This is a genomic window from Blautia sp. OF03-13, from assembly GCF_003460685.1.
Classification (GTDB): Bacteria; Bacillota; Clostridia; order Lachnospirales; family Lachnospiraceae; genus Fusicatenibacter; species Fusicatenibacter saccharivorans.
Genome location: NZ_QTVR01000003.1, coordinates 92,185 through 112,728, shown reverse-complemented (window position 1 = coordinate 112,728; position 20,544 = coordinate 92,185). Strand labels below are relative to the sequence as shown.

Here is a 20,544-nt window from a genome sequence, read left to right as displayed (position 1 = left end):
GTAAGAACATGTTTCAGGTGTGAGCAACCCTCCTTTTGCGAAGCAAAACTTTAAATGAGGGTTGCGAATGTTACAGTTCGCTGGGCACCAGTGAACTGTAACACGTAACGGTGTGTGATAACTTTGTGACGTTTCTGTTATCAGCAGCTGTATTTCGTCAGTTTCTGGCGGGAATAGATCGAGCTGTTGCGGTTGAATACGTAGGCCGCGGTGCAGACAATAAAGAAATATGGCAGATAATCGTAGCCAAAAATCTCGCCGCCGATGAAAATAGCCGCCAGTAAGGTATTGGTTCCGCCACCGAAAACCGCCGCATAGCCAAGCGCCGCGGAAAGCTCCACCGGAATACCGAACAGATTGCCAAGGACTGCTCCCAGGGTTGCTCCGATGGTAAACAGCGGTGTTACCTCGCCGCCCTGAAACCCGGCGGACAGCGTCAGAATTGTCAGGATAAATTTCAGCGCCCAGTCATATGCATATACCTTTTCCCCATGAAATATCGCTTCCACCAGATTCGTTCCAAAGCCGCAATACCGTCCGCGGTACAGAACCAGGAACAGAATGCTAAGGATAACACCGATGGAGAAAACACGTACCAGCGGATTTTTGATTTTTTCGCCGAGATATTTTTTCGTGTGCTTTAAGCACCAGGCGAAGAGGCCGCCTGTGATTCCAAAAATAATACCAAGTGTAATCAGACGCACCAGCAGGAACGGTGTCAGGCTTTCGCTGATGTGGACAGCCAGATTTTCTTTGCGGATTCCAAGCAGGGAAGCTACAGCGCTCGCAGAGAAAGATGCGGTAAACGCCGGAAGCAGTGCCTCGTACCGCATTTCACCCGCAGCGAGCACCTCTACCGCAAAGATCACAGCTGCAATCGGCGTTCCGAACATGCCCGCAAAGCCGGCGGCCATACCGGTTACCAGAAAGATACCTGGCGCGTTTTTAAACGGTAATTTTTTGCCGGCAAAATAGGAAAACACAGCACCGATCTGAACGGCAACGCCCTCGCGGCCGGCACTTCCACCGAACAGATGCGTCAACGCCGTTGAGAGCATTGCCAGCGGAATCATGCGAAGCGGAAGCTCTGTCTCCTCCTCATACGCTACATCAAAAATCAGACTCATGCCTCCTTTTCCCCTGCCACCGAATTTCTGATTGACTGCCACGATCACAAGACCTGCCATAGCGAGAAACGGCAGACACCAGAAAAGATGTGCCACGCGAATAGCCGTGACTTTCAAAAGCAGACGGCAGAACAGCGCCTCAATCAGACCGACTGCCGCACCGAGCGGAACGCCGGTCACACCGAGCAGCAGCAGGGCGCCGTAGGTGCGAAGGGATTTCTTCAGTTCTTCTTTCATTCTCTTTCTCTCCTTTTCGAATTCTGCTGTTATCATATCACGAAGCGGACAGATTGTGAACTATGGATACCTTTTCCACATACAAAATGGCGGCAGATTGTCCTCTTTCGCCCAGACTTTTCCGAATAAAATATCATCGTTGAACGCTGCAAACTCCGGCGCAAATCCACCGAGGTAATCTCTTCCTGCTGTTACTTTTTCACTCATTTTCCTTCTCCTCCATACTCTTTGCCAGTGCGTCGGCAAATTTTTCCTGCATCCGGATTACTTCTGTCATCTCCTGCTCCGTAAACTGCGCCGCAGCTTCCTCCTCGGACTGAAACAGCGGAAGAATCAGCTCTCTCGCATACTGTTTTCCCGTTTCAGTCAGACTGATGATTTTTTCCCGCCGGTTTGCCGGATTGACTTCCATTTCGATATATCCTGTTTTCGTTTTTAGTCCGTTTTCGTACTTTTTGTTTTAGTGTTTTTTTCTTCCTTTGTCAAGATTTCCAAAAGCCTCTTTTTTCCGTATATTTTCCGGCATTTTTCAAATACTAGCAACTGTCCAGACACTGTTAGGGAAAGGAGATTTTGAAGATGAGAAAAATCAGAAGAGTGTGTATGACGCTGGCATTGGCGGTATTACTGGCCGGGATGACGGCCTGTGGAAACAACACCACGAATGACACCGGAAATGGCAATACCAACACGGAGAGCGACATGGGACAGACGGATAACAGAAACGACGTCAATACGACAGAGATGCCGTCAAACGACAATGTAAATGATGTGACGGAGGGCACCGATGGGAATGCCAACGGCACAAATACCGGGGATAGAAATACCCTTGGGGATGATGTCGGCGACGCCGCTGAAGATGTGACCCGTGGTGTCGGTGAGGGCGTTGAGGATGTCGGCCGCGCGGTGGACGATGTGGTAAGCGGCGGCGACAATGAGACGCAGAATCCGCAGGAAAACGGAGCAACTACACAGAATGGAGCGGGGATGGCACAGTAAATATGCACTTCTGCTGCTCCCGTATCTAAAAAACTTCCCTTGGCGAACGATACATGCAGGTTCGCCGGGAAGTTTTTTTACTGCCAGGCACATCAGCACCTGGTTTGATCCGTCAATTTTGATTTTTTCTTTTACAGACCGCATCTGAATTTTCTGCCCTTCGCGCCAAGAATGCTGGCTATCCGATCGCCCCACGCTGCACGCTCTGCATAAATATCAACCCGTTCCAGATCTCCGCTCCGGTCCACAAAGGCAGGAAACAGGAATCCACAGATAGGATTTCCCGGCTCGTATTCTCCAACCAGATGGCAGACAGCGCAGATCAGATAGGGGAACATCTCCTCGGATTCCCCCAGGCGCTCTTTATCGGAAGCCTTTGCCGGAATATCATACCGGTCATAAAACATGTAAATGGCATAAGCCCCGTGAATCTGCAATCCTTCGATCAGGATATCATAGAACGTTTCCAACAGCGCATCGTTCTTCAGTCCGCATTCCCGCAGCGCCATCAGCATCTGCCAGATACTGCCCGGCCCCTGGGATGTTTCCGGAAAACGGTATTCCCGCAGCTTCTCATTCGATTCCGCAAACGGAATTTTCTTGGCAATCGCCAGATTCCTGGCCTTTTCCGAACCGGACAGTTTCAGAAAATGAATGTTGAAACTGCCGTCATACTCCCCATCCGAATCCGTATAGCAACCCGCCATCCGCACAAACGAAGTCCGCGCCGGCGTCATCCTCCTCGTCAGCTCCAGCATGTCTTCCCGATTAATCATACATTCCCTCCGACAGTAAAGATATTCGAAACTCTCTGCCTTTGATCTTATCACAACATGCTTTTTCTGTCAGCAGGTTTTTCGGAATCAGATGGGATACTTATTGACCAGCTTCTTAAATTCCGCCACAGACACTGCCATACAGTCGGCGGCATCCTGAATGCTGATCGTTCCTTTTTTTAATAAATTTGATAACACCTCAAGTTTGCCTTTTTCAATGCCTTCCGTTTTGCTGTCTTCCATCATTTCATCAATTGCCTGGCTTATATTTTTATAAATTGCGTTCCTTCTCACCATTTGATAAAATCAAGACAGTATCTCGCATTTTATGATTTTGACATAGAAAGGAAAACACATGAAATTAGCAGTAATCAGTGATCTTCATGGGAATTATTATGCACTCTCGGAGGTGATGGAGTTTCTTCGCAGGCAGCAAATTGACGGTATCATCGGGCTGGGAGATTTTGTGACGGATGGGCCGTTTCCGCAGAGGATGATGGGGGTGCTCCGCGAAATGCAGGAGGAGTTTCCGTGCTATCTGGTGCGCGGCAACCGGGAGGAATATCTGCTTGAGAATCTCTGGCAGCCGCAGAACTGGAAGGCGGGTTCTTCGACGAGCGGGCTTCTGGATTACACGTTTCGGAATCTTACCGATCAGGATCTAAAATTTTTTGAGCAGCTGCCGACAGACGGTGTTCTGATTGGAAAAATGGATGGAGCCGGGAAACTGGTTCCCGTTTTTGTACCGCAGGAAGAAGTTACACCGGACACCTGCCGTGAATCCCTTTTCCCGGCACTTCGGCTCTGCCACGGCGCACCTGGTGAAATCCGAGGGAATTTCGGGCTGCATCCGGAGCTCCTGCTTTCTCATCTGGAAAATCTCGATGCCTCCATCCTGCTTGGCGGCCACAGCCACAAGCAGGAACAGAAAGAATACGCAGGAAAAACGTATCTGAATCCAGGATCCCTTGGGCTTGCGCTTGATGATGTCGGCGGCCATGCGCACTTCGCAATTCTGACGTTGGAAAACAGCACATGGCAGATCGAATGTTTTCAGATCCCCTATGATCTCGAGGGCTATCTCGCCGAGTTCGACCGTGCCGAACTGGAAACCCACGGCAGTGTCCTTGCCCGCTCCTTAAAGCGGACGCTGACCTGCGGTATCAATTACTTTTATCTCACGGTAAAACGGGTGCGGGAACTTGCGGATGCACTGGCGCTGACTGATCTTGACGAAGAGATCTGGGAAAAAGCGGAACGGGAACTGAAATAGATTTTTTGACAGAGGAACGTATTCCTATTACGCTGCATAAGTGAAAAAACTCATTGGCTAAAACAGAAAAGCAGCTCAAAAGAAGGCAGGCTGTGCAACTGCACACAGCCTGCCTTCTTTTTTATCTTTTCTATTTCCTGCTTCTGCCTTACTTCGCAGCAATCACATCCTGCATATCATACATACCGGCTGGCTTTCCAGCCAGGAATTTTGCGGCCTCTACAGCACCTTTTCCAAAAACCCCCTTGGAATATGCTCTGTGGGACAGGGTAACAACCTCGTCCGGGCCTGCGAAGATGACGTCGTGGTCGCCGACGATGGTGCCGCCGCGTACAGCAGAGATTCCGATTTCTTTCGGGTCACGCTGCTCGTGGCGCTGGCTTCTGTCGTATACGTAGTGGTACTGGTTGTCCATTGCCGCGTTCAGGCTGTCTGCCAGGGCGATGGCGGTTCCGCTTGGAGCGTCGCATTTCAGTTTGTGGTGTTTCTCCACGATCTCCATATCAAAGCCTGCTTCGGCAAGCACTTTTGCAGCTGCCTGTACCAGTTTCATCAGCGTATTCACACCAAGGGACATATTTGCAGAGCGGAGAACCGGGATTTCTTTGCTGGTCTCCTGCACTTTTTTGAGCTGATCCTCGGTGAGGCCTGTGGTGCAGAGGACGAGTGGAAGTTTTTTCTCCTTGCAGGCATCGAGCAGTGCGTCGGCTGCCTTGTAGGAAGAAAAGTCAACGACTACGTCTGCCGGAACATCGCATTCTGCCAGGCTTTTGAATACCGGGTAATCGTTCTGGCCGTTGTCGTTCATATCGATTCCGGCTATGATTTCTGCATTTGCATCTTCTTTTACCAGGCCGGTGATGACCTGTCCCATATGGCCGTTGCAGCCATGCATAATAATTTTAACCATTGTCTTTTTCCTTCTTTACTTCGTGTATTCTTAACTTAAGCCAGTTTGATTCCAAAATCTTTCATAGCCTTTGCCAGGCGCTCCTGGTTCTGCGGCTCCATCTCGGTCAGCGGCAGACGAAGCGGTCCAACCTCTTTGCCCATCAGGTTCAGCGCTGCTTTTACCGGAATCGGGTTTACTTCGCAGAACAGCGCATCGATGAGCGGCAGTGCTCTCAGCTGGATTTCTCTGGATCCGGCCACATCGCCGTCGAGGAATTTCTGTACCATGTCGTGGGTCTTGCGCGGTGCTACATTGGAAAGAACGGAGATTACACCGCTTCCGCCAAGGGAAAGGATCGGCACAACCTGATCGTCGTTTCCGGAGTACAGATCGATCTTTCCATCGGTCAGCTGCATAATTTTTGCGACCTGGGAAATGTTTCCGGAAGCCTCTTTGACTGCAACGATATTCTCAACGTTGTTGAACAGATAGGCGATCGTTTCCGGTGCAATGTTTACGCCGGTTCTGCCCTGAATGTTGTAAAGGATGACCGGCACTTTGACGCTGTCTGCGATTGCGGTAAAGTGTGCAATCAGGCCCTTCTGTGTTGCTTTATTGTAATACGGAGAAACGAGAAGAAGTCCGTCCACGCCGTATTTTTCTGCTTCCTGAGACAGATAAATTGCTGTCTCCGTGCTGTTGGAGCCGGTTCCTGCAATTACCGGGATTCTGTGATTTACTTTTTCCACGGTATATTTGATGGCATCCAGATGCTCCTCATGGGACAGGGTCGAAGCCTCACCGGTGGTTCCGCAGATAACGATGGCGTCGGTTCCGCCGGCGATCTGCTCCTCAATCAGTTCTCCGAGTTTTTCGTAATTCACTTCCTGTGTTTCGGTCATCGGTGTGATCATTGCAACAGCTGCACCTTTAAAAATAGACATTCTCTTTTCCTCCTGTATGTTGTGTCAGATAAAACCATAAGAAATCAGTCGCCGGAGCTTATCTCTCACGGAAAATTTCACTTTCCGTTTAAAAAAGAGGCGCCTCATCCCCGATAAGATCGCCTCCAAATTCACACATACGCAGTATCTATGATCAGATAGCTCTCCATCTCTCGATGACAGTCGCAGATTTTTTCAACCTGCGCCCAGGAGCATACCGGTTCAGCGCCGGATGTCCTTCGGCATTCTTCCCTTTTCCTCTTCTTCTTTTGCTGCTGAGGCATCCGAAAAGGTACTCTTGAAGTAATGCGACCTCTATCCACTTCAGTTCTGCTCTTACTATAGCATCATTAAATTTTCTTGTCAACAGCGGATCGCGCTTTAACTCTCACTGTATTCCAGCTTGCTCACCGAAACCTCATATGCGGTCCGCTTTTCCATTTCCGTCTCGCTCAGCCGCTTCATATATTCCCGGCTCTGGATCCGTCCCCAGATGAGAACGTGGCCGCCCACGGCAAACGCAGAGGCATACCGCGCATTCCGTCCCCAGCAGATGCACGGGATATAATCTGATTTTCCATACGGACGGTTGACCGCAATCAGAAGGTCGGCGATCTCTCTTCCCAGAGGTGTTTTCCGGTAGACCGGCGGTTTACATATGTATCCATCGAGGTAAATCTGGTTGGATTTGACGGAATCGTCCTCTTCCTCCACGAAGCTTAGTTCCCGCGCAAATACGGAGAGTACCAGACGGTTCTTCTTCTCCTCGTGGCGGTTGTAGGACCGGAACTGACCACTGATGCAGATCCACTCACCCTGGTAATCCTGTGATACGTCCACCAGCCGCTCGGAGACCATCACCGGAATGATGTCCTGCGATTCACTCAACCGCTTGACCATCACATTGACGAGGTAAAAGCCCTCTCCGAATACCTGATGGCTGAATGTAAACGGGGAGACAATCTCTCCCATGATAACCACCTGATTGTTTTCAATCATCTTGTCTGCCATAATGAAAATCCCCTTCCTTTGTCTTTTCTTTCTGAATATTGATTTCTGATCGGTACTTTGCTGATCTATAATCCTAATGTATGAACCACTTTTCTTTTTCAGAACCACTTTTTTCCAGATTTTTTTATTTCTATTCAAATCAGCATTCTGCCCAATTTTTTGTATATGTTTCTGTAAAAACCGCACCACATGCTTCGTATTTTCTACCATTGCAATACAAAAAATGTCACATCTTCCCTGTTTTTTTTCTCTGTTCTGTGCTATAATAGTTTAGATAGGCAGGCATCCAGCAGAGACAAAACGGCAAGGCACCTGCCTTTGTGCTGTGATAAACATTCCCGGCCGGCTTGAAATTTTGAAAAATTGAACCCGGCAGGGTCAACCCATAGGAAGAGGAATGAAGAAATGAAAACAACGAGAGAAGATGTAAGAAACGTTGCCATCATCGCCCATGTCGATCATGGTAAAACTACACTGGTAGACGAGCTTCTGAAACAGAGCGGCGTTTTCCGTGCCAATCAGGAGGTTCAGGAACGTGTCATGGACTCGAACGATATCGAGCGTGAGCGTGGAATCACCATTCTTTCCAAAAATACAGCAGTTTACTACAAAGGAACGAAAATCAACATCATCGACACCCCAGGCCATGCGGACTTCGGCGGCGAGGTTGAGCGAGTTCTGAAAATGGTAGACGGCGTTATTCTGGTTGTAGACGCATTCGAGGGCGCTATGCCGCAGACCAAATTCGTGCTGAAAAAAGCACTCGAGCTGGATCTGTCCGTTATCGTCTGCATCAACAAGATCGACCGCCCGGAAGCACGCCCGGATGAAGTTATCGACGAAGTGCTCGAGCTTCTGATGGACCTCGATGCATCTGACGAACAGCTTGACTGTCCGTTTCTGTACGCATCCGCAAAGATGGGTCATGCAGTACTCGATCTGAACGATACCCCGAAGGATATGACTCCTCTGTTCGAGACCATCCTGAAATACATCCCGGCTCCGACCGGCGATCCGGAAGCTGGCACACAGCTTCTGATCAGTACCATCGACTACAACGAATACGTTGGACGTATCGGTGTCGGCAAAGTTGAAAACGGAACGATCCGCGTGAACCAGGACGTTATGCTGGTCAACCACCACGATCTGACCAAGAAGAAAAAAGTAAAGGTCAGCAAACTGTATGAATTTGACGGACTGAAAAAAGTAGAGGTTACTGAGGCAGGCATCGGTTCTATCGTTGCTGTTTCCGGTATCCCGGATATCCACATCGGAGATACTCTCTGCGGCGATCTGGACAACCCGGTTTCCATCCCGTTCCAGAAAATCTCCGAGCCGACTATTTCCATGAACTTCATCGTAAACGACAGCCCGCTGGCCGGTAAAGAAGGTAAATACGTAACTTCCCGCCACCTGCGTGACCGTCTGATGCGTGAGCTGAACACTGACGTTTCTCTCCGCGTCGAGGAGACTGATTCCGCAGACTGCTTCAAGGTTTCCGGCCGTGGTGAGCTGCATCTGTCCGTCCTGATCGAAAACATGCGCCGTGAGGGATATGAGTTCGCAGTAAGTAAGGCAGAAGTTATCTACAAAGAGGACGAGCGCGGACGCAAACTCGAGCCAATGGAAATCGCATACGTTGACGTTCCGGACGAGTTCTCCGGTACTGTCATCCAGCTCCTCAGCGAGCGTAAAGGCGAGCTTCACGGCATGAGCCGCGCAAGCGATGGTTCCACCCGTCTGGAGTTCGAAATCCCGGCACGAGGCCTGATTGGTTTCCGTGGAATCTTCATGACCTCCACCAAAGGAACTGGTATCCTGAACACCGAGTTTGAAGATTACGCACCGTACAAGGGCGACATCGAATACCGCAAACAGGGTTCCCTGATCGCTTTCGAGGCAGGCGAGTCCGTTACCTACGGTCTGTACTCCGCACAGGAGCGCGGTACTCTGTTCATCGGACCTGGCGAGAAGGTTTACGCCGGTATGGTTATCGGACAGAACGGTAAGGCCGAGGATATCGAGCTGAACGTCTGCAAGACGAAACACCTGACCAACACCCGTACTTCTTCCTCCGACGAGGCACTGCGTCTGACTCCGCCGAGAATCCTTTCCCTGGAGCAGGCTCTGGACTTCATCGACAAGGACGAGCTTCTTGAGGTTACTCCGGTTTCCTTACGTATCCGTAAGAAAGAGCTGGATTCCAGACTTCGTAAGAGAGCGGCAATGAAATAAATTTTTATAAAACGACATAAGAACCGCCGGTTCACTCTTGATTTGAGAGTAAACCGGCGGTTCTTTGTCGTTTTTCTATTCTGTTTTCTATTCGTTTGTCGTTCCGCCATGGAAGCCGTAATACGTCTCTCCCGCTGCAAGATCCACGCCGTTTGCCGCTGCAAGAGTATGAATCGTGACAAGCTCATACCCGCGGTTGATCAGCTCCGGCACAATCGTTGCACACGATTCTACGGTCGTCTCGTGGATATCATGCATCAGGATAATGTCTCCCGGGCTTACACTGTCGAGAACGGCGCTGATGTTTGCCTGTACATTTTTTGTCTGCCAGTCCAGGGTATCGACATCCCACATGATGCTCGGGCGGCCGATAGATGCGAGCAGTTCATCGGTGCTGTTTCCATACGGGAAACGGACAACGGATGCGCCCTGGCCGTTGTTGTACTGGGCAATCAGATCATCCGTCATCTGGAACTGGGCGAGGCCGTCGTCGAGGCTCAGTTCTTTCATATTCGGATGAGCATAGGAATGGTTTCCAAGCTCACAGCCGATCGCCGCCATGCGCGGGATCACATCTGCACCGTATTTTTCCACATTGCTGCCGAGCATAAAGAACGTCGCCTGTGCCCCGTACTGCTCCAGCGTATCGAGAAGCGTGCTGGTATAGACGTCTGGGCCGTCATCAAAGGTCAGGGCTACCATCATCGAGCCGTTGCGGTCTGGCTGGTAAACACCCTGGTCATCAAAGTAACAGCCTTTTCCGCCGATCGGTTTCCAGCCGGTCGCCATGTAACCATTGGAATCAAAATGGTACTGGTTTCCGTCGATATCTGCCCAGCCGTTGACGTAGTACGTTGTGGCATCCGTTGCGTACCACCAGCCCGACGAGCTGTACTGCCATCCCGGCGTCTCATTCGGCGGCGTGGTCTCCGCAAGCTTCTTAATTCCCGCATTTCCCGATCCGTCCTCCGCCTCCGGCGCCGTCTCGCTCACCGTCTTTGCGGCTGTGTCATTACTCAGTACAATTCCTTTTTTCGCAAGCTGCGCTCCCGCAAATTTCCAGATAAGCGCAAGAAAAAGAAGGCCGATTACCACACACAGGGAAATCCGTGATACTTTCTGCATCATCTGTCTGCGGCGCATCTGCTTTCTTCTCTGTTTCAATGATTTTCTTTCCATATGATCTGTTTATACTCCATCGTCCCGCCCCTTTGCGGAACTTTCTTCCATCGTAACGCAAACGTTTTTCGACATTTTTCTACTTACTATCATAACGTGATCTGACCTAAGATGCAAGGCACAAATTCTTACATTTTTCCACTTCTGGTAAATTTAAGTTCATGGTTTCTTAACATCTTCATCGCAGCAAAGAAGAGTGACTCTGTTCCCGGAAAATCGGATGCAGAATCACTCTTTTTCGCGTAGTTCTTATTCAATTTCAGCCCGTCTGTTTTCCCAGATCAACGCCCTTCAGGAAGTCACTTCCCATGACCCAGGTTTCCTTCTCCAGCGTTACGGCGGATTCGATTTTCCAGGTGATCGTCTCTGTTTTGGTTTTCCGGAAGAAATGGAGGAAACGGGTTCGTCGCTCGATCGCAGCGGTCACGTTAGTTTCAATCTTCATCTGCTTGGATTCGTTGGTTACGGTTGTGGAGACGCTGCTCACGGTGATACTGGTGATTCCGGTGTTGGTGTCGCTGTTCAGGCAGGCATCGCAGAGCTGCTGGTACTGTTCTTTGGCGTTTTTCTGTACGGCGGTGTCGGCGGAAAATTCGTTTTTGATGGTGCTGAAGGATTTTCCGGCGGCTGCGGCTGTGAATACCTTGTCCAGGGACTCTTCTACACGGTCGGCGATGGTTTTGCCGGTGGAATCGTTGAGTTTTAAATCCGGCAGGAATTCCATGCTGCTGTTGTCCTGCACGAGGATGATCTCGCGGTATGGGTCTTTCTGTTTTTCGGTCAGTTCAATGGTGTGGCCGCCGTGGAAGAGATACGGGATTTTGTAGATGCTGACGTTATCTGCCGTCTCTTTTAAATACTTTTTCCCGACCTGCACGCCGTCCAGATAGAACGAGGCATCCGCCGGGACGGTGATTTCGACATCCGTCACGTAGCTGTCTTTCGGCACAACGTACCACTCTTTGAAGTTCCATTTTACGGTATCCCCGGCGGCGATCTCCAATGTTTCTTCCTGCGAGTCGCTCACGCCTTTTAACGTGTACCGCACAGTATAAATCCTGTTTTCCCCGGTCTCAGGATTCTGTTTTCTGCGCATGAAAAAGCTCTTGATCTCCGGTGTTTCCTGCCCGTCAGTGCCGTCCTGTTTTGCTTTCCAGGTCATTGCATTGACGTAGTTCTTCCGCGACAGAAACGTGCTGTCCGGGAACTGACATACATCGTATGCACTGTTCCAGTCTCCTGCCAGGCATGCTTCCACGTAATTCCGTCCTGCCGCCTGCGGTGCATACAGATACGCGCCCGCCATAAAAAATACGGCGCACAGAATCAGAAACAGACTGAGATTCACGATCAGAATCCGCAGACTCATCGGCAGATCACGAAATTTTGCCGCCCGTATTTTCACAGAAAGCTCCGTCGTTTCTTCTCCATCTTTTTCCTCATGGCGGAATTTTTTTCCTTTTCTTTTCCACTCTTGGAGCATAGTTTTCCTCATCTTTTCCTCTTTATTTGGTAATTATTCAGAGCCATGCGAAATGGAAGAAAAAATTGCGAATCATGCTTGCATGAATGAGCAGTTTTTTCTGGAATTTCATATGGCGACAAGCCACATCGAGATGCAGCGTAAGCGGAATCGAGATGGGGCTCTGAATAATTACCTTGTTTCTTCCACCGAATACGTATGCACCCGGTCGCTCGTCTGGCTGTATGCCTCGCCTTCCGCATAATACTCCTGCGACGTCGTGGAAAAACGCGTAATCGTCTCTTTCACACGCTCCCCCGTCGTTCCCTGATGAAGAAACAGCCCCACGATCATCAGAATCGCAAACACATTCAGAATCAGTACCGCCGCATTTGCCACGATGCCAGGTAATTTTTTTATCCACATAGGCTTCCCTCTTTTCTGCCTCCATTGTAACAAAATGCTCCCGAAAATACAAGGAAAGCAGAGACCCCGGCGAACCGGAAATTCTCTGCTTTCCACAAATGACATATTTATTTTTTAACCTTGAAGGGTTTACTCCTCGGTATCATCCTTTGACGGAATCATTTCCTCAAAGTCGAAGTCGAGCATCGGCTTTTCCTCTTCAGCTGACGGTTCTTCAACCGGAGCTTCTGCCATCGGAGCTGCCGGAGCATCGTCCTCAAGATCTTCGGTCAGAATCAGATCCTCGTCCTCTTCTTCCTCGATCATGCTGTCGGTATTCAGATGAATGTTGCTGTAGCACTTCATACCAGTACCAGCCGGAATCGGTTTACCGATGATAACGTTCTCTTTTAAGCCCACAAGGTGGTCAACCTTACCTTTGATAGCGGCATCGGTCAGAACCTTGGTGGTCTCCTGGAAGGATGCTGCAGACAGGAAGGAATCGGATGCCAGGGATGCTTTGGTAATACCAAGCAGAACCTGTTTTCCTTCTGCCGGCTCTTTGCCTTCTGCGATCAGCGCTTTGTTGGTCTCATCATACTCCAGGAAGTCTACCATGTCGCCCGGAAGGAATTCGGTATCTCCGTTTTCCTCGATGCGGATCTTCTTCAGCATCTGGCGAACGATAACCTCGATGTGCTTATCGTTGATTTCTACACCCTGCAGACGGTAAACTCGCTGTACCTCGCGGAGCATGTAATCCTGAACGGCACGTACGCCTTTGATCTTCAGGATATCGTGCGGGTTTACAGAACCTTCGGTCAGCTCGTCTCCAGCTTCCAGAACCGTTCCGTCAGCGATCTTGATACGGGATCCGTAAGGGATCAGGTATGTCTTGGATACGCCATCGTCCGGATTGGTAACCACGATTTCGCGTTTTTTCTTGGTGTCTTTGATCTGTGCAACACCAGGGATCTCGGTGATGATAGCAAGTCCTTTCGGCTTTCTTGCCTCGAAAAGCTCCTCGACACGAGGAAGACCCTGTGTGATATCTCCACCGGCAACACCACCGGTATGGAAGGTACGCATGGTCAGCTGTGTACCAGGCTCACCAATTGACTGTGCTGCGATGATTCCAACAGACTCACCAACCTGTACTGCTTCGCCGGTTGCCATGTTGGCGCCATAGCATTTTGCGCAGATTCCGTTACCGGAACGGCAGGTAAGAATGGTACGGATTTTTACTTTTGTATAATGCTCACCGTTCTCGTTGATGCCGTCTTTGATGACACGGGCAGCACGTTTCGGGGTGATCATATGGTTTGCTTTTACAATGACGTTGCCGTCTTTGTCTTTGATCGTCTCGCAGGAGAAACGGCCTGTGATACGATCCTGCAGACTCTCGATCTGCTCTTTTCCGTCTGTGAACTCGCTGACCCACATACCCGGAATTTCGTCCTTGCCCTCGGCACAGTCGATTTCACGGATGATCAGGTCCTGAGAAACGTCTACCAGACGACGGGTCAGGTAACCGGAGTCGGCGGTACGAAGCGCGGTATCGGACATACCTTTTCGTGCTCCGTGTGCAGACATGAAGTATTCCAGTACCTGAAGACCTTCACGGAAGTTTGACTTGATCGGCAGCTCGATGGTGTGTCCGGTTGTATCGGCCATCAGTCCTCGCATACCGGCCAGCTGTTTGATCTGCTTATCGGAACCACGGGCTCCGGAGTCAGCCATCATGAAGATGTTATTGTATTTATCCAGTCCGTCGAGCAGTGCTTTTGTAAGCGCATCGTCGGTCTTCTTCCAGGTATCTACAACCTCTTTGTAACGCTCTTCGTCTGTAATCAGACCACGTTTGAAGTTTCTTGTAATCCTGTCTACCGTTGCCTGTGCTTCGGCGAGCATCTCCGGCTTCTGCGGCGGCACGGTCATATCGGAAATGGATACGGTCATGGCTGCACGGGTGGAGTATTTATATCCGGTTGCCTTGATATAGTCCAGAACCTCTGCGGTTTTGGTAGCTCCGTGTGTATTGATAACTTTTTCCAGAATCTGTTTCAGCTGTTTCTTTGCAACGAGGAAATCAACCTCAAGCGCAAGCTCGTTACCCGGAACCGTACGGTCTACGTATCCCAGATCCTGCGGCAGAATCTCATTGAAGAGGAATCTTCCGAGTGTGGAGCTTACGTTCTGCTGCATTACAGTACCATCTTCCATCTCTTTTTCGCAGCGGATGGTAATCTTGGTCTGCAGGGTAATGTATCCGTTCTCGTATGCCAGGATAGCTTCGTTCATATCGCGGAAGAAGCTTCCTTCGCCCTTCTCGCCCGGACGCTCCTGTGTCAGATAGTAGATACCAAGAACCATATCCTGTGAAGGAACGGCTACCGGACCACCATCGGACGGTTTCAGAAGGTTGTTCGGAGAAAGAAGCATGAAACGGCACTCTGCCTGTGCTTCTACGGACAGCGGCAGATGGACAGCCATCTGGTCACCGTCGAAGTCGGCGTTGAATGCGGTACAAACCAGCGGGTGCAGCTTAATCGCTTTACCTTCTACCAGAATCGGCTCGAACGCCTGGATACCCAGACGATGCAGCGTAGGGGCACGGTTCAGCATAACCGGATGCTCTTTGATGACGTCCTCGAGAACGTCCCATACCTGCGGCTCGAGTTTCTCGACCATTTTCTTTGCGTTTTTGATGTTGTGTGCAGTACCGTTGGAAACCAGCTCTTTCATAACGAACGGTTTGAACAGCTCGATTGCCATTTCTTTCGGCAGACCGCACTGGTAAATCTTCAGTTCCGGTCCTACGACGATAACGGAACGGCCGGAGTAGTCAACACGTTTACCAAGAAGGTTCTGACGGAAACGGCCGGATTTACCTTTCAGCATGTCGGACAGAGATTTCAGCGGACGGTTTCCAGGACCGGTTACCGGGCGGCCGCGGCGGCCGTTGTCGATCAGGGCATCAACTGCCTCCTGGAGCATACGTTTCTCGTTGCGCACGATGATATCCGGCGCACCGAGCTCCAGCAGTCTCTTCAGACGGTTGTTACGGTTGATGATACGGCGGTACAGGTCATTCAGGTCGGATGTTGCAAAACGTCCTCCGTCAAGCTGTACCATAGGACGCAGATCCGGCGGAATAACCGGAACCGCATCAAGAATCATCCACTCCGGACGGTTTCCGGACTCACGGAATGCCTCAACAACCTCAAGTCTCTTGATGATGCGGGCTCTCTTCTGTCCGGTAGAATCTTTAAGACCTGCCTTTAATTCAGCAGACTCTTTTTCCAGATCGATTGCCATCAGAAGCTCTTTGATGGATTCCGCACCCATACCTGCACGGAAGCTGTTTCCGAACTCCTCTCTGGCATCCTGGTATTCTTTCTCGGTCAGAACCTGTTTGTACTGTAATTTGGTATCGCCTGCATCAAGAACGATGTAGTTTGCGAAATACAGAACCTTTTCCAGAGTTCTCGGAGACAGATCCAGGATCAGTCCCATACGGGACGGAATTCCTTTGAAATACCAGATGTGGGATACCGGAGCTGCCAGCTCAATGTGTCCCATACGCTCACGGCGCACACTGGATTTTGTTACTTCTACGCCGCATCGGTCGCAGATTACGCCTTTGTAGCGAATTTTCTTATATTTACCGCAATGGCACTCCCAGTCTTTGCTTGGTCCGAAGATTCTTTCACAGAACAGACCGTCTTTTTCCGGTTTCAGCGTTCTGTAGTTGATGGTCTCCGGTTTTTTTACCTCGCCATGGGACCACTCCCGGATTTTCTCCGGGGAGGCAAGTCCTATTTTGATGGCATCAAAGCTCATCTGGTAATTTTCTTTTTTTGCTGTTTCTGGCATTTGATTACCCCTTTCCTCGCAAAGCGAAGATCTACAAGTTACATGTCATCATCTGAACTTTCATCCAGATCAAGATAAGAGTCTTCTTCTTCATCCTCTTCCACATCTACCATTTCTTCTCCGTCAAACTCTTTCTTGGAGAATCCATAGTCACCAAATCTCTCGTCCTCTCTGTCAGAGTAACGGTCTCCCTCGATGATGTGGTTCAGATTGGTATCACCGTAATCAACTGATTCCATAATTTTAACTTCGGTATTGTCATCACGCAGTACGCGGACATCGAGTGCCAGGGACTGCAGCTCTTTCAACAATACTTTGAAGGATTCCGGAATACCAGGCTCCGGAATATTGTCGCCCTTGATGATGGCTTCGTATGTCTTCACACGGCCAACCACATCGTCAGACTTCACAGTCAGGATCTCCTGCAGCGTGTAGGATGCACCGTACGCCTCAAGAGCCCAAACCTCCATCTCTCCGAAACGCTGTCCACCGAACTGAGCTTTACCACCCAGAGGCTGCTGTGTAACGAGGGAGTATGGGCCGGTAGAACGTGCATGGATCTTATCGTCTACCAGGTGATGCAGTTTCAGGTAATGCATGTGTCCGATTGTCGTTCTTCCATCGAACGGCTCACCGGTACGTCCGTCGCGGAGCTGTACCTTACCGTCTCTTGCGATATCAACACCCTTCCACAGTTCTCTGTGATCCAGATGCTCTTCCAGATACTGATATACTTCCGGAAGCAGAATATCTTTATATTTCTCGGAGAATGCATCCCATTCCATGTTTACATAATCGTTTGCCAGTTCCAGGGTATCCTGAATATCTTTCTCGTTTGCGCCGTCGAAAATCGGGGTGGATACGTTAAATCCAAGCGCTGCTGCTGCAAGGCTCAGGTGGATCTCCAGCACCTGTCCGATGTTCATACGGGACGGCACACCCAGAGGGTTCAGCACGATGTCCAGCGGACGTCCGTTCGGCAGGAACGGCATATCCTCTACAGGAAGTACACGGGAAACGACACCCTTGTTTCCGTGACGACCAGCCATCTTATCGCCGACAGAGATTTTTCTCTTCTGTGCGATGTAGATGCGGACTGCCTGGTTTACTCCAGGAGAAAGTTCGTCGCCGTTTTCACGGGTAAATACTTTGGCGTCCACGATGATACCATACTCACCGTGCGGTACTTTCAGGGAAGTATCACGTACTTCTCTTGCTTTCTCGCCAAAGATGGCACGGAGCAGACGCTCCTCTGCGGTCAGCTCGGTTTCTCCCTTCGGAGTTACTTTTCCGACCAGAATATCACCGGCACGTACCTCTGCACCGATGCGGATGATTCCACGCTCGTCCAGGTCTTTTAAGGCTTCATCGCCGACGCCCGGAACGTCTTTTGTGATCTCTTCCGGTCCAAGCTTGGTGTCACGGGCCTCTGCCTCGTACTCCTCGATGTGGATGGAAGTGTAAACATCATCCTGTACCAGACGCTCGCTAAGAAGAACGGCGTCCTCGTAGTTATATCCTTCCCAGGTCATAAATCCGATCAGCGGGTTTTTACCAAGTGCAAGCTCGCCCTGGTAAGTAGACGGACCGTCTGCGATTACTTCGCCGGCCTCTACATGGTCACCTTTAAATACGATCGGTTTCTGGTTGTAGCAGTTGCTCTGGTTGCTTCGCATGAATTTGGTCAGATGGTAAACATCTTTTGTTCCGTCATCATTGTTCATGCGGATCTCGTTGGAGCAGGAGTAGGAAATGGTTCCTGCTTTCTTTGCAACGACGCAGACACCGGAGTCTACGGCTGCTTTTGCTTCGATACCGGTTCCTACTACAGGAGCATCGGTGATCATCAGCGGTACGGCCTGACGCTGCATGTTGGATCCCATCAGCGCACGGTTCGCATCGTCGTTCTGAAGGAACGGGATCAGCGCCGTAGCAACGGAGAATACCATCTTCGGAGACACGTCCATGTAATCAAACATGTGCGGCTCGTAGGACTGGGTCTCATCCAGATAACGTCCGGAAACGTTCTTGTTGATGAAGTGTCCTTCTGCATCCAGCGGCTCATTTGCCTGTGCTACATGGTAATTATCCTCTTCATCTGCGGTCATGTAGACTACTTCGTCTGTAACACGCGGATTTTTCGGATCTGATTTGTCAATTCTTCTGTATGGAGCCTCAACGAAGCCATACTCGTTGATGCGCGCATACGATGCCAGAGAGTTGATAAGACCGATGTTCGGTCCCTCAGGAGTCTCGATCGGGCACATTCTTCCGTAATGGGAGTAGTGAACGTCTCGAACCTCGAATCCGGCACGGTCACGGGACAGACCGCCAGGTCCAAGGGCGGAAAGACGTCTCTTGTGCGTCAGCTCTCCAAGCGGGTTGTTCTGATCCATGAACTGGGACAGCTGGGAAGATCCGAAGAACTCTTTGATTGCAGCTGTAACCGGTTTGATATTGATCAGGGACTGCGGAGAAATTCCGTCGATGTCCTGTGTTGTCATACGCTCACGTACCACACGCTCCATACGGGACAGACCGATGCGGTACTGGTTCTGAAGCAGCTCACCTACGGCACGGATTCTACGGTTGCCAGGTGGTCGATATCATCGGCATTTCCTGCGCCGTATTCCAGATGCATGTTGTAGTTGATGGAAGCGAAAATATCTTCCTTTGTGATATGTTTCGGAATCAGGTCGTGGATGTCACGTTTGATCGCCTGTTTGATCTCTTCGATATCGGTATTCTCCTCCAGGATCTTTTCCAGAACCGGATAGTATACTTTCTCGTTGATGCCAAGCTCTTCCTCGTCAACATCTACCCATGCTTTCAGATCTACCATTAAGTTGGAAAGAACTTTTACGTTTCTCTCCTCGGTCTGGATCCATACATACGGTACTGCTGCGTTCTGAATCTTGTCTGCGAGTTCCAGAGTAACAGTGGTGCCTTTTTCTGCAAGGATTTCACCGGTGGACGGATCTACAACATCCTCAGCGAGGATCTGGTTGCGGATACGGCTGCGCAGCGCAAGTTTCTTGTTGAATTTATAACGGCCTACCTTTGCCAGGTCATAGCGACGCGGGTCAAAGAACATGCTCATGATGAGGCTCTCTGCATTTTCTACTGCGAGAGGCTCGCCCGGACGAATTTTCTTGTACAGCTCGAGAAGACCTTCCTGATAGTTGGTGGAAGTATCTTTGGTGAAGCTTGCAAGAATCTTCGGCTCTTCACCGAACAGCTCTACGATCTCTGCATTGGAGCTTACTCCAAGTGCACGGATGAGGACTGTGATCGGAACTTTTCTGGTACGGTCTACGCGGACATAGAAGACGTCGTTGGAATCGGTCTCGTACTCCAGCCATGCTCCACGGTTCGGGATTACGGTACAGGAGAACAGTCTCTTTCCGAGCTTATCATGTGCGATGCCGTAATAAATACCAGGGGAACGTACCAGCTGGCTGACGATTACTCGCTCTGCACCATTGATAACGAATGTTCCTGTTGCTGTCATCAACGGCAGATCACCCATGAAAATTTCGTGCTCTGTGATCTCGTCTTTTTCCTTATTATATAATCTTACTTTTACCTTTAACGGTGCCGCATAAGTAGCGTCACGCTGTTTACACTCTTCGATTGAGTATTTTACGTCATCTTCACACAGTGTAAAGTCTACGAATTCAAGGCTCAGCCGTCCGCCGTAGTCGGAGATTGGTGAAATGTCATCAAAGACTTCCTTGAGTCCGCTTCTCAGGAACCAGTCATAGGAATCCTTCTGGACTTCAATCAAGTTGGGCATTTCCAATACTTCTTTTTGTCTCTGGTAACTCATTCGCATACTTTTTCCGGTAGGTATCGGACGTATTCTGTTTTTCTCCATTGACGTTGTCACCCCTTGTGTTATAATATATTTATTACCGCTCATGCCTGAACAAAAGGTTTTAGGCATATCTTGCCATAATAGTGCATTTTCTAGATTATCATGTTTTTTCAAGTGTGTCAACAAAACAGATTGTATTTTTTTCAGTACAATCTGTTTTTTACTGGTTTTTCCGCCAGGACCCTGTTAGAATAGTACTTTAGATGTGATTGAAAACACTGAATTTTCAGAAAAAAGCCGCCTGTTTGATT

General features: G+C 49.8%; 15 protein-coding genes, 1 pseudogene and 1 riboswitch. Of the genes and pseudogenes, 3 read left to right on the top strand and 13 right to left on the bottom strand.

The window, feature by feature from the left end:
• Positions 1-140: 140 nt before the first annotated feature.
• From DXA55_RS03065 to DXA55_RS03055, 3 genes are read right to left on the bottom strand one after another with little or no spacing between them, the layout of a single operon-like run.
• Positions 141-1,364: a chloride channel protein gene (locus DXA55_RS03065; RefSeq protein ID WP_117813013.1), complete on the bottom strand. Its 1,224-nt coding sequence runs from the start codon at positions 1,362-1,364 to the stop codon at positions 141-143.
• A gap of 60 nt (positions 1,365-1,424) precedes the next feature.
• Positions 1,425-1,571 (bottom strand): hypothetical protein, encoded by a 147-nt coding sequence (locus DXA55_RS03060; RefSeq protein ID WP_330415090.1) that lies wholly within the window; start codon positions 1,569-1,571, stop codon positions 1,425-1,427.
• Positions 1,564-1,776, bottom strand: coding sequence for a hypothetical protein (locus tag DXA55_RS03055; protein WP_117813012.1), 213 nt, complete (start codon positions 1,774-1,776; stop codon positions 1,564-1,566). The genes DXA55_RS03060 and DXA55_RS03055 overlap by 8 nt, the downstream gene beginning before the upstream one ends.
• A gap of 167 nt (positions 1,777-1,943) precedes the next feature.
• Here DXA55_RS03055 and DXA55_RS03050 point away from each other — a divergent pair, with 167 nt between their 5' ends.
• Entirely contained in the window at positions 1,944-2,363 is a 420-nt protein-coding gene (locus DXA55_RS03050; RefSeq protein ID WP_117813011.1) for a hypothetical protein, read from the top strand.
• Between the two features lie 131 nt (positions 2,364-2,494).
• On the opposite strand, the gene DXA55_RS03045 is transcribed toward DXA55_RS03050, so the two are convergent.
• Together DXA55_RS03045 and DXA55_RS17005 are read right to left on the bottom strand one after the other, a co-directional pair.
• Entirely contained in the window at positions 2,495-3,139 is a 645-nt protein-coding gene (locus DXA55_RS03045) for a DUF4317 family protein (RefSeq protein ID WP_117813010.1), read from the bottom strand.
• An 87-nt stretch (positions 3,140-3,226) separates the two neighbouring features.
• Entirely contained in the window at positions 3,227-3,385 is a 159-nt protein-coding gene (locus DXA55_RS17005) for a hypothetical protein (protein WP_158565022.1), read from the bottom strand.
• Positions 3,386-3,494: 109 nt separating this feature from the next.
• Between DXA55_RS17005 and DXA55_RS03035 the strand changes: the two genes are divergently transcribed.
• Positions 3,495-4,412 carry a metallophosphoesterase family protein gene (locus tag DXA55_RS03035; RefSeq protein WP_117813009.1) on the top strand — a complete coding sequence of 306 codons (918 nt, stop codon included), beginning with the start codon at positions 3,495-3,497 and terminating at the stop codon, positions 4,410-4,412.
• Between the two features lie 148 nt (positions 4,413-4,560).
• Here the strand turns inward: DXA55_RS03035 and dapB are convergent, their stop codons facing one another.
• From dapB to DXA55_RS03020, 3 genes are all read right to left on the bottom strand, one after another.
• A complete protein-coding gene (gene dapB / locus DXA55_RS03030; protein ID WP_117510456.1) occupies positions 4,561-5,322 on the bottom strand; it encodes a 4-hydroxy-tetrahydrodipicolinate reductase in 762 nt (253 codons plus the stop codon).
• 35 nt (positions 5,323-5,357) lie between these two features.
• A complete protein-coding gene (gene dapA / locus DXA55_RS03025; protein WP_117813008.1) occupies positions 5,358-6,248 on the bottom strand; it encodes a 4-hydroxy-tetrahydrodipicolinate synthase in 891 nt (296 codons plus the stop codon).
• A gap of 151 nt (positions 6,249-6,399) precedes the next feature.
• Positions 6,400-6,574: riboswitch (Lysine riboswitch) on the bottom strand.
• Between the two features lie 55 nt (positions 6,575-6,629).
• The gene (locus DXA55_RS03020) at positions 6,630-7,259 is read right to left on the bottom strand and encodes a single-stranded DNA-binding protein (RefSeq protein ID WP_022461867.1); all 630 of its coding nucleotides are present in this window, start codon (positions 7,257-7,259) and stop codon (positions 6,630-6,632) included.
• A gap of 405 nt (positions 7,260-7,664) precedes the next feature.
• Between DXA55_RS03020 and typA the strand changes: the two genes are divergently transcribed.
• A complete protein-coding gene (gene typA, locus DXA55_RS03015) occupies positions 7,665-9,494 on the top strand; it encodes a translational GTPase TypA (protein WP_055220803.1) in 1,830 nt (609 codons plus the stop codon).
• An 87-nt stretch (positions 9,495-9,581) separates the two neighbouring features.
• Here the strand turns inward: typA and DXA55_RS03010 are convergent, their stop codons facing one another.
• The 5 genes and pseudogenes from DXA55_RS03010 to rpoB all read right to left on the bottom strand — a co-directional run bounded on the left by DXA55_RS03010 (position 9,582) and on the right by rpoB (position 20,293).
• Positions 9,582-10,673 (bottom strand): polysaccharide deacetylase family protein, encoded by a 1,092-nt coding sequence (locus DXA55_RS03010; protein WP_117813007.1) that lies wholly within the window; start codon positions 10,671-10,673, stop codon positions 9,582-9,584.
• Positions 10,674-10,932: 259 nt separating this feature from the next.
• Positions 10,933-12,168 (bottom strand): hypothetical protein, encoded by a 1,236-nt coding sequence (locus tag DXA55_RS03005; protein WP_158565021.1) that lies wholly within the window; start codon positions 12,166-12,168, stop codon positions 10,933-10,935.
• Positions 12,169-12,327: 159 nt separating this feature from the next.
• Positions 12,328-12,561, bottom strand: a complete 234-nt coding sequence (locus tag DXA55_RS03000; protein WP_117804634.1) for a hypothetical protein — start codon at positions 12,559-12,561, stop codon at positions 12,328-12,330.
• Between the two features lie 129 nt (positions 12,562-12,690).
• Entirely contained in the window at positions 12,691-16,416 is a 3,726-nt protein-coding gene (gene rpoC, locus DXA55_RS02995; RefSeq protein WP_117813005.1) for a DNA-directed RNA polymerase subunit beta', read from the bottom strand.
• Positions 16,417-16,454: 38 nt separating this feature from the next.
• A pseudogene (rpoB, locus tag DXA55_RS02990) lies at positions 16,455-20,293 on the bottom strand (DNA-directed RNA polymerase subunit beta).
• Between the last annotated feature and the right edge of the window lie 251 nt (positions 20,294-20,544).

Bases quoted from the DNA above. Each gene is read 5' to 3' on its own strand.
- DXA55_RS03065 (WP_117813013.1), bottom strand. From the start codon at position 1,364: ATGAAAGAAGAACTGAAGAAATCCCTTCGCACCTACGGCGCCCTGCTG.
- DXA55_RS17005 (WP_158565022.1), bottom strand. From the start codon at position 3,385: ATGATGGAAGACAGCAAAACGGAAGGCATTGAAAAAGGCAAACTTGAG.
- dapB (WP_117510456.1), bottom strand. From the start codon at position 5,322: ATGGTTAAAATTATTATGCATGGCTGCAACGGCCATATGGGACAGGTC.
- DXA55_RS03000 (WP_117804634.1), bottom strand. From the start codon at position 12,561: ATGTGGATAAAAAAATTACCTGGCATCGTGGCAAATGCGGCGGTACTG.
- DXA55_RS03060 (WP_330415090.1), bottom strand. From the start codon at position 1,571: ATGAGTGAAAAAGTAACAGCAGGAAGAGATTACCTCGGTGGATTTGCG.
- dapA (WP_117813008.1), bottom strand. From the start codon at position 6,248: ATGTCTATTTTTAAAGGTGCAGCTGTTGCAATGATCACACCGATGACC.
- DXA55_RS03045 (WP_117813010.1), bottom strand. From the start codon at position 3,139: ATGATTAATCGGGAAGACATGCTGGAGCTGACGAGGAGGATGACGCCG.
- DXA55_RS03010 (WP_117813007.1), bottom strand. From the start codon at position 10,673: ATGGAAAGAAAATCATTGAAACAGAGAAGAAAGCAGATGCGCCGCAGA.
- DXA55_RS03050 (WP_117813011.1), top strand. From the start codon at position 1,944: ATGAGAAAAATCAGAAGAGTGTGTATGACGCTGGCATTGGCGGTATTA.
- DXA55_RS03005 (WP_158565021.1), bottom strand. From the start codon at position 12,168: ATGAGGAAAACTATGCTCCAAGAGTGGAAAAGAAAAGGAAAAAAATTC.
- DXA55_RS03035 (WP_117813009.1), top strand. From the start codon at position 3,495: ATGAAATTAGCAGTAATCAGTGATCTTCATGGGAATTATTATGCACTC.
- DXA55_RS03055 (WP_117813012.1), bottom strand. From the start codon at position 1,776: ATGGAAGTCAATCCGGCAAACCGGCGGGAAAAAATCATCAGTCTGACT.
- DXA55_RS03020 (WP_022461867.1), bottom strand. From the start codon at position 7,259: ATGGCAGACAAGATGATTGAAAACAATCAGGTGGTTATCATGGGAGAG.
- typA (WP_055220803.1), top strand. From the start codon at position 7,665: ATGAAAACAACGAGAGAAGATGTAAGAAACGTTGCCATCATCGCCCAT.
- rpoC (WP_117813005.1), bottom strand. From the start codon at position 16,416: ATGCCAGAAACAGCAAAAAAAGAAAATTACCAGATGAGCTTTGATGCC.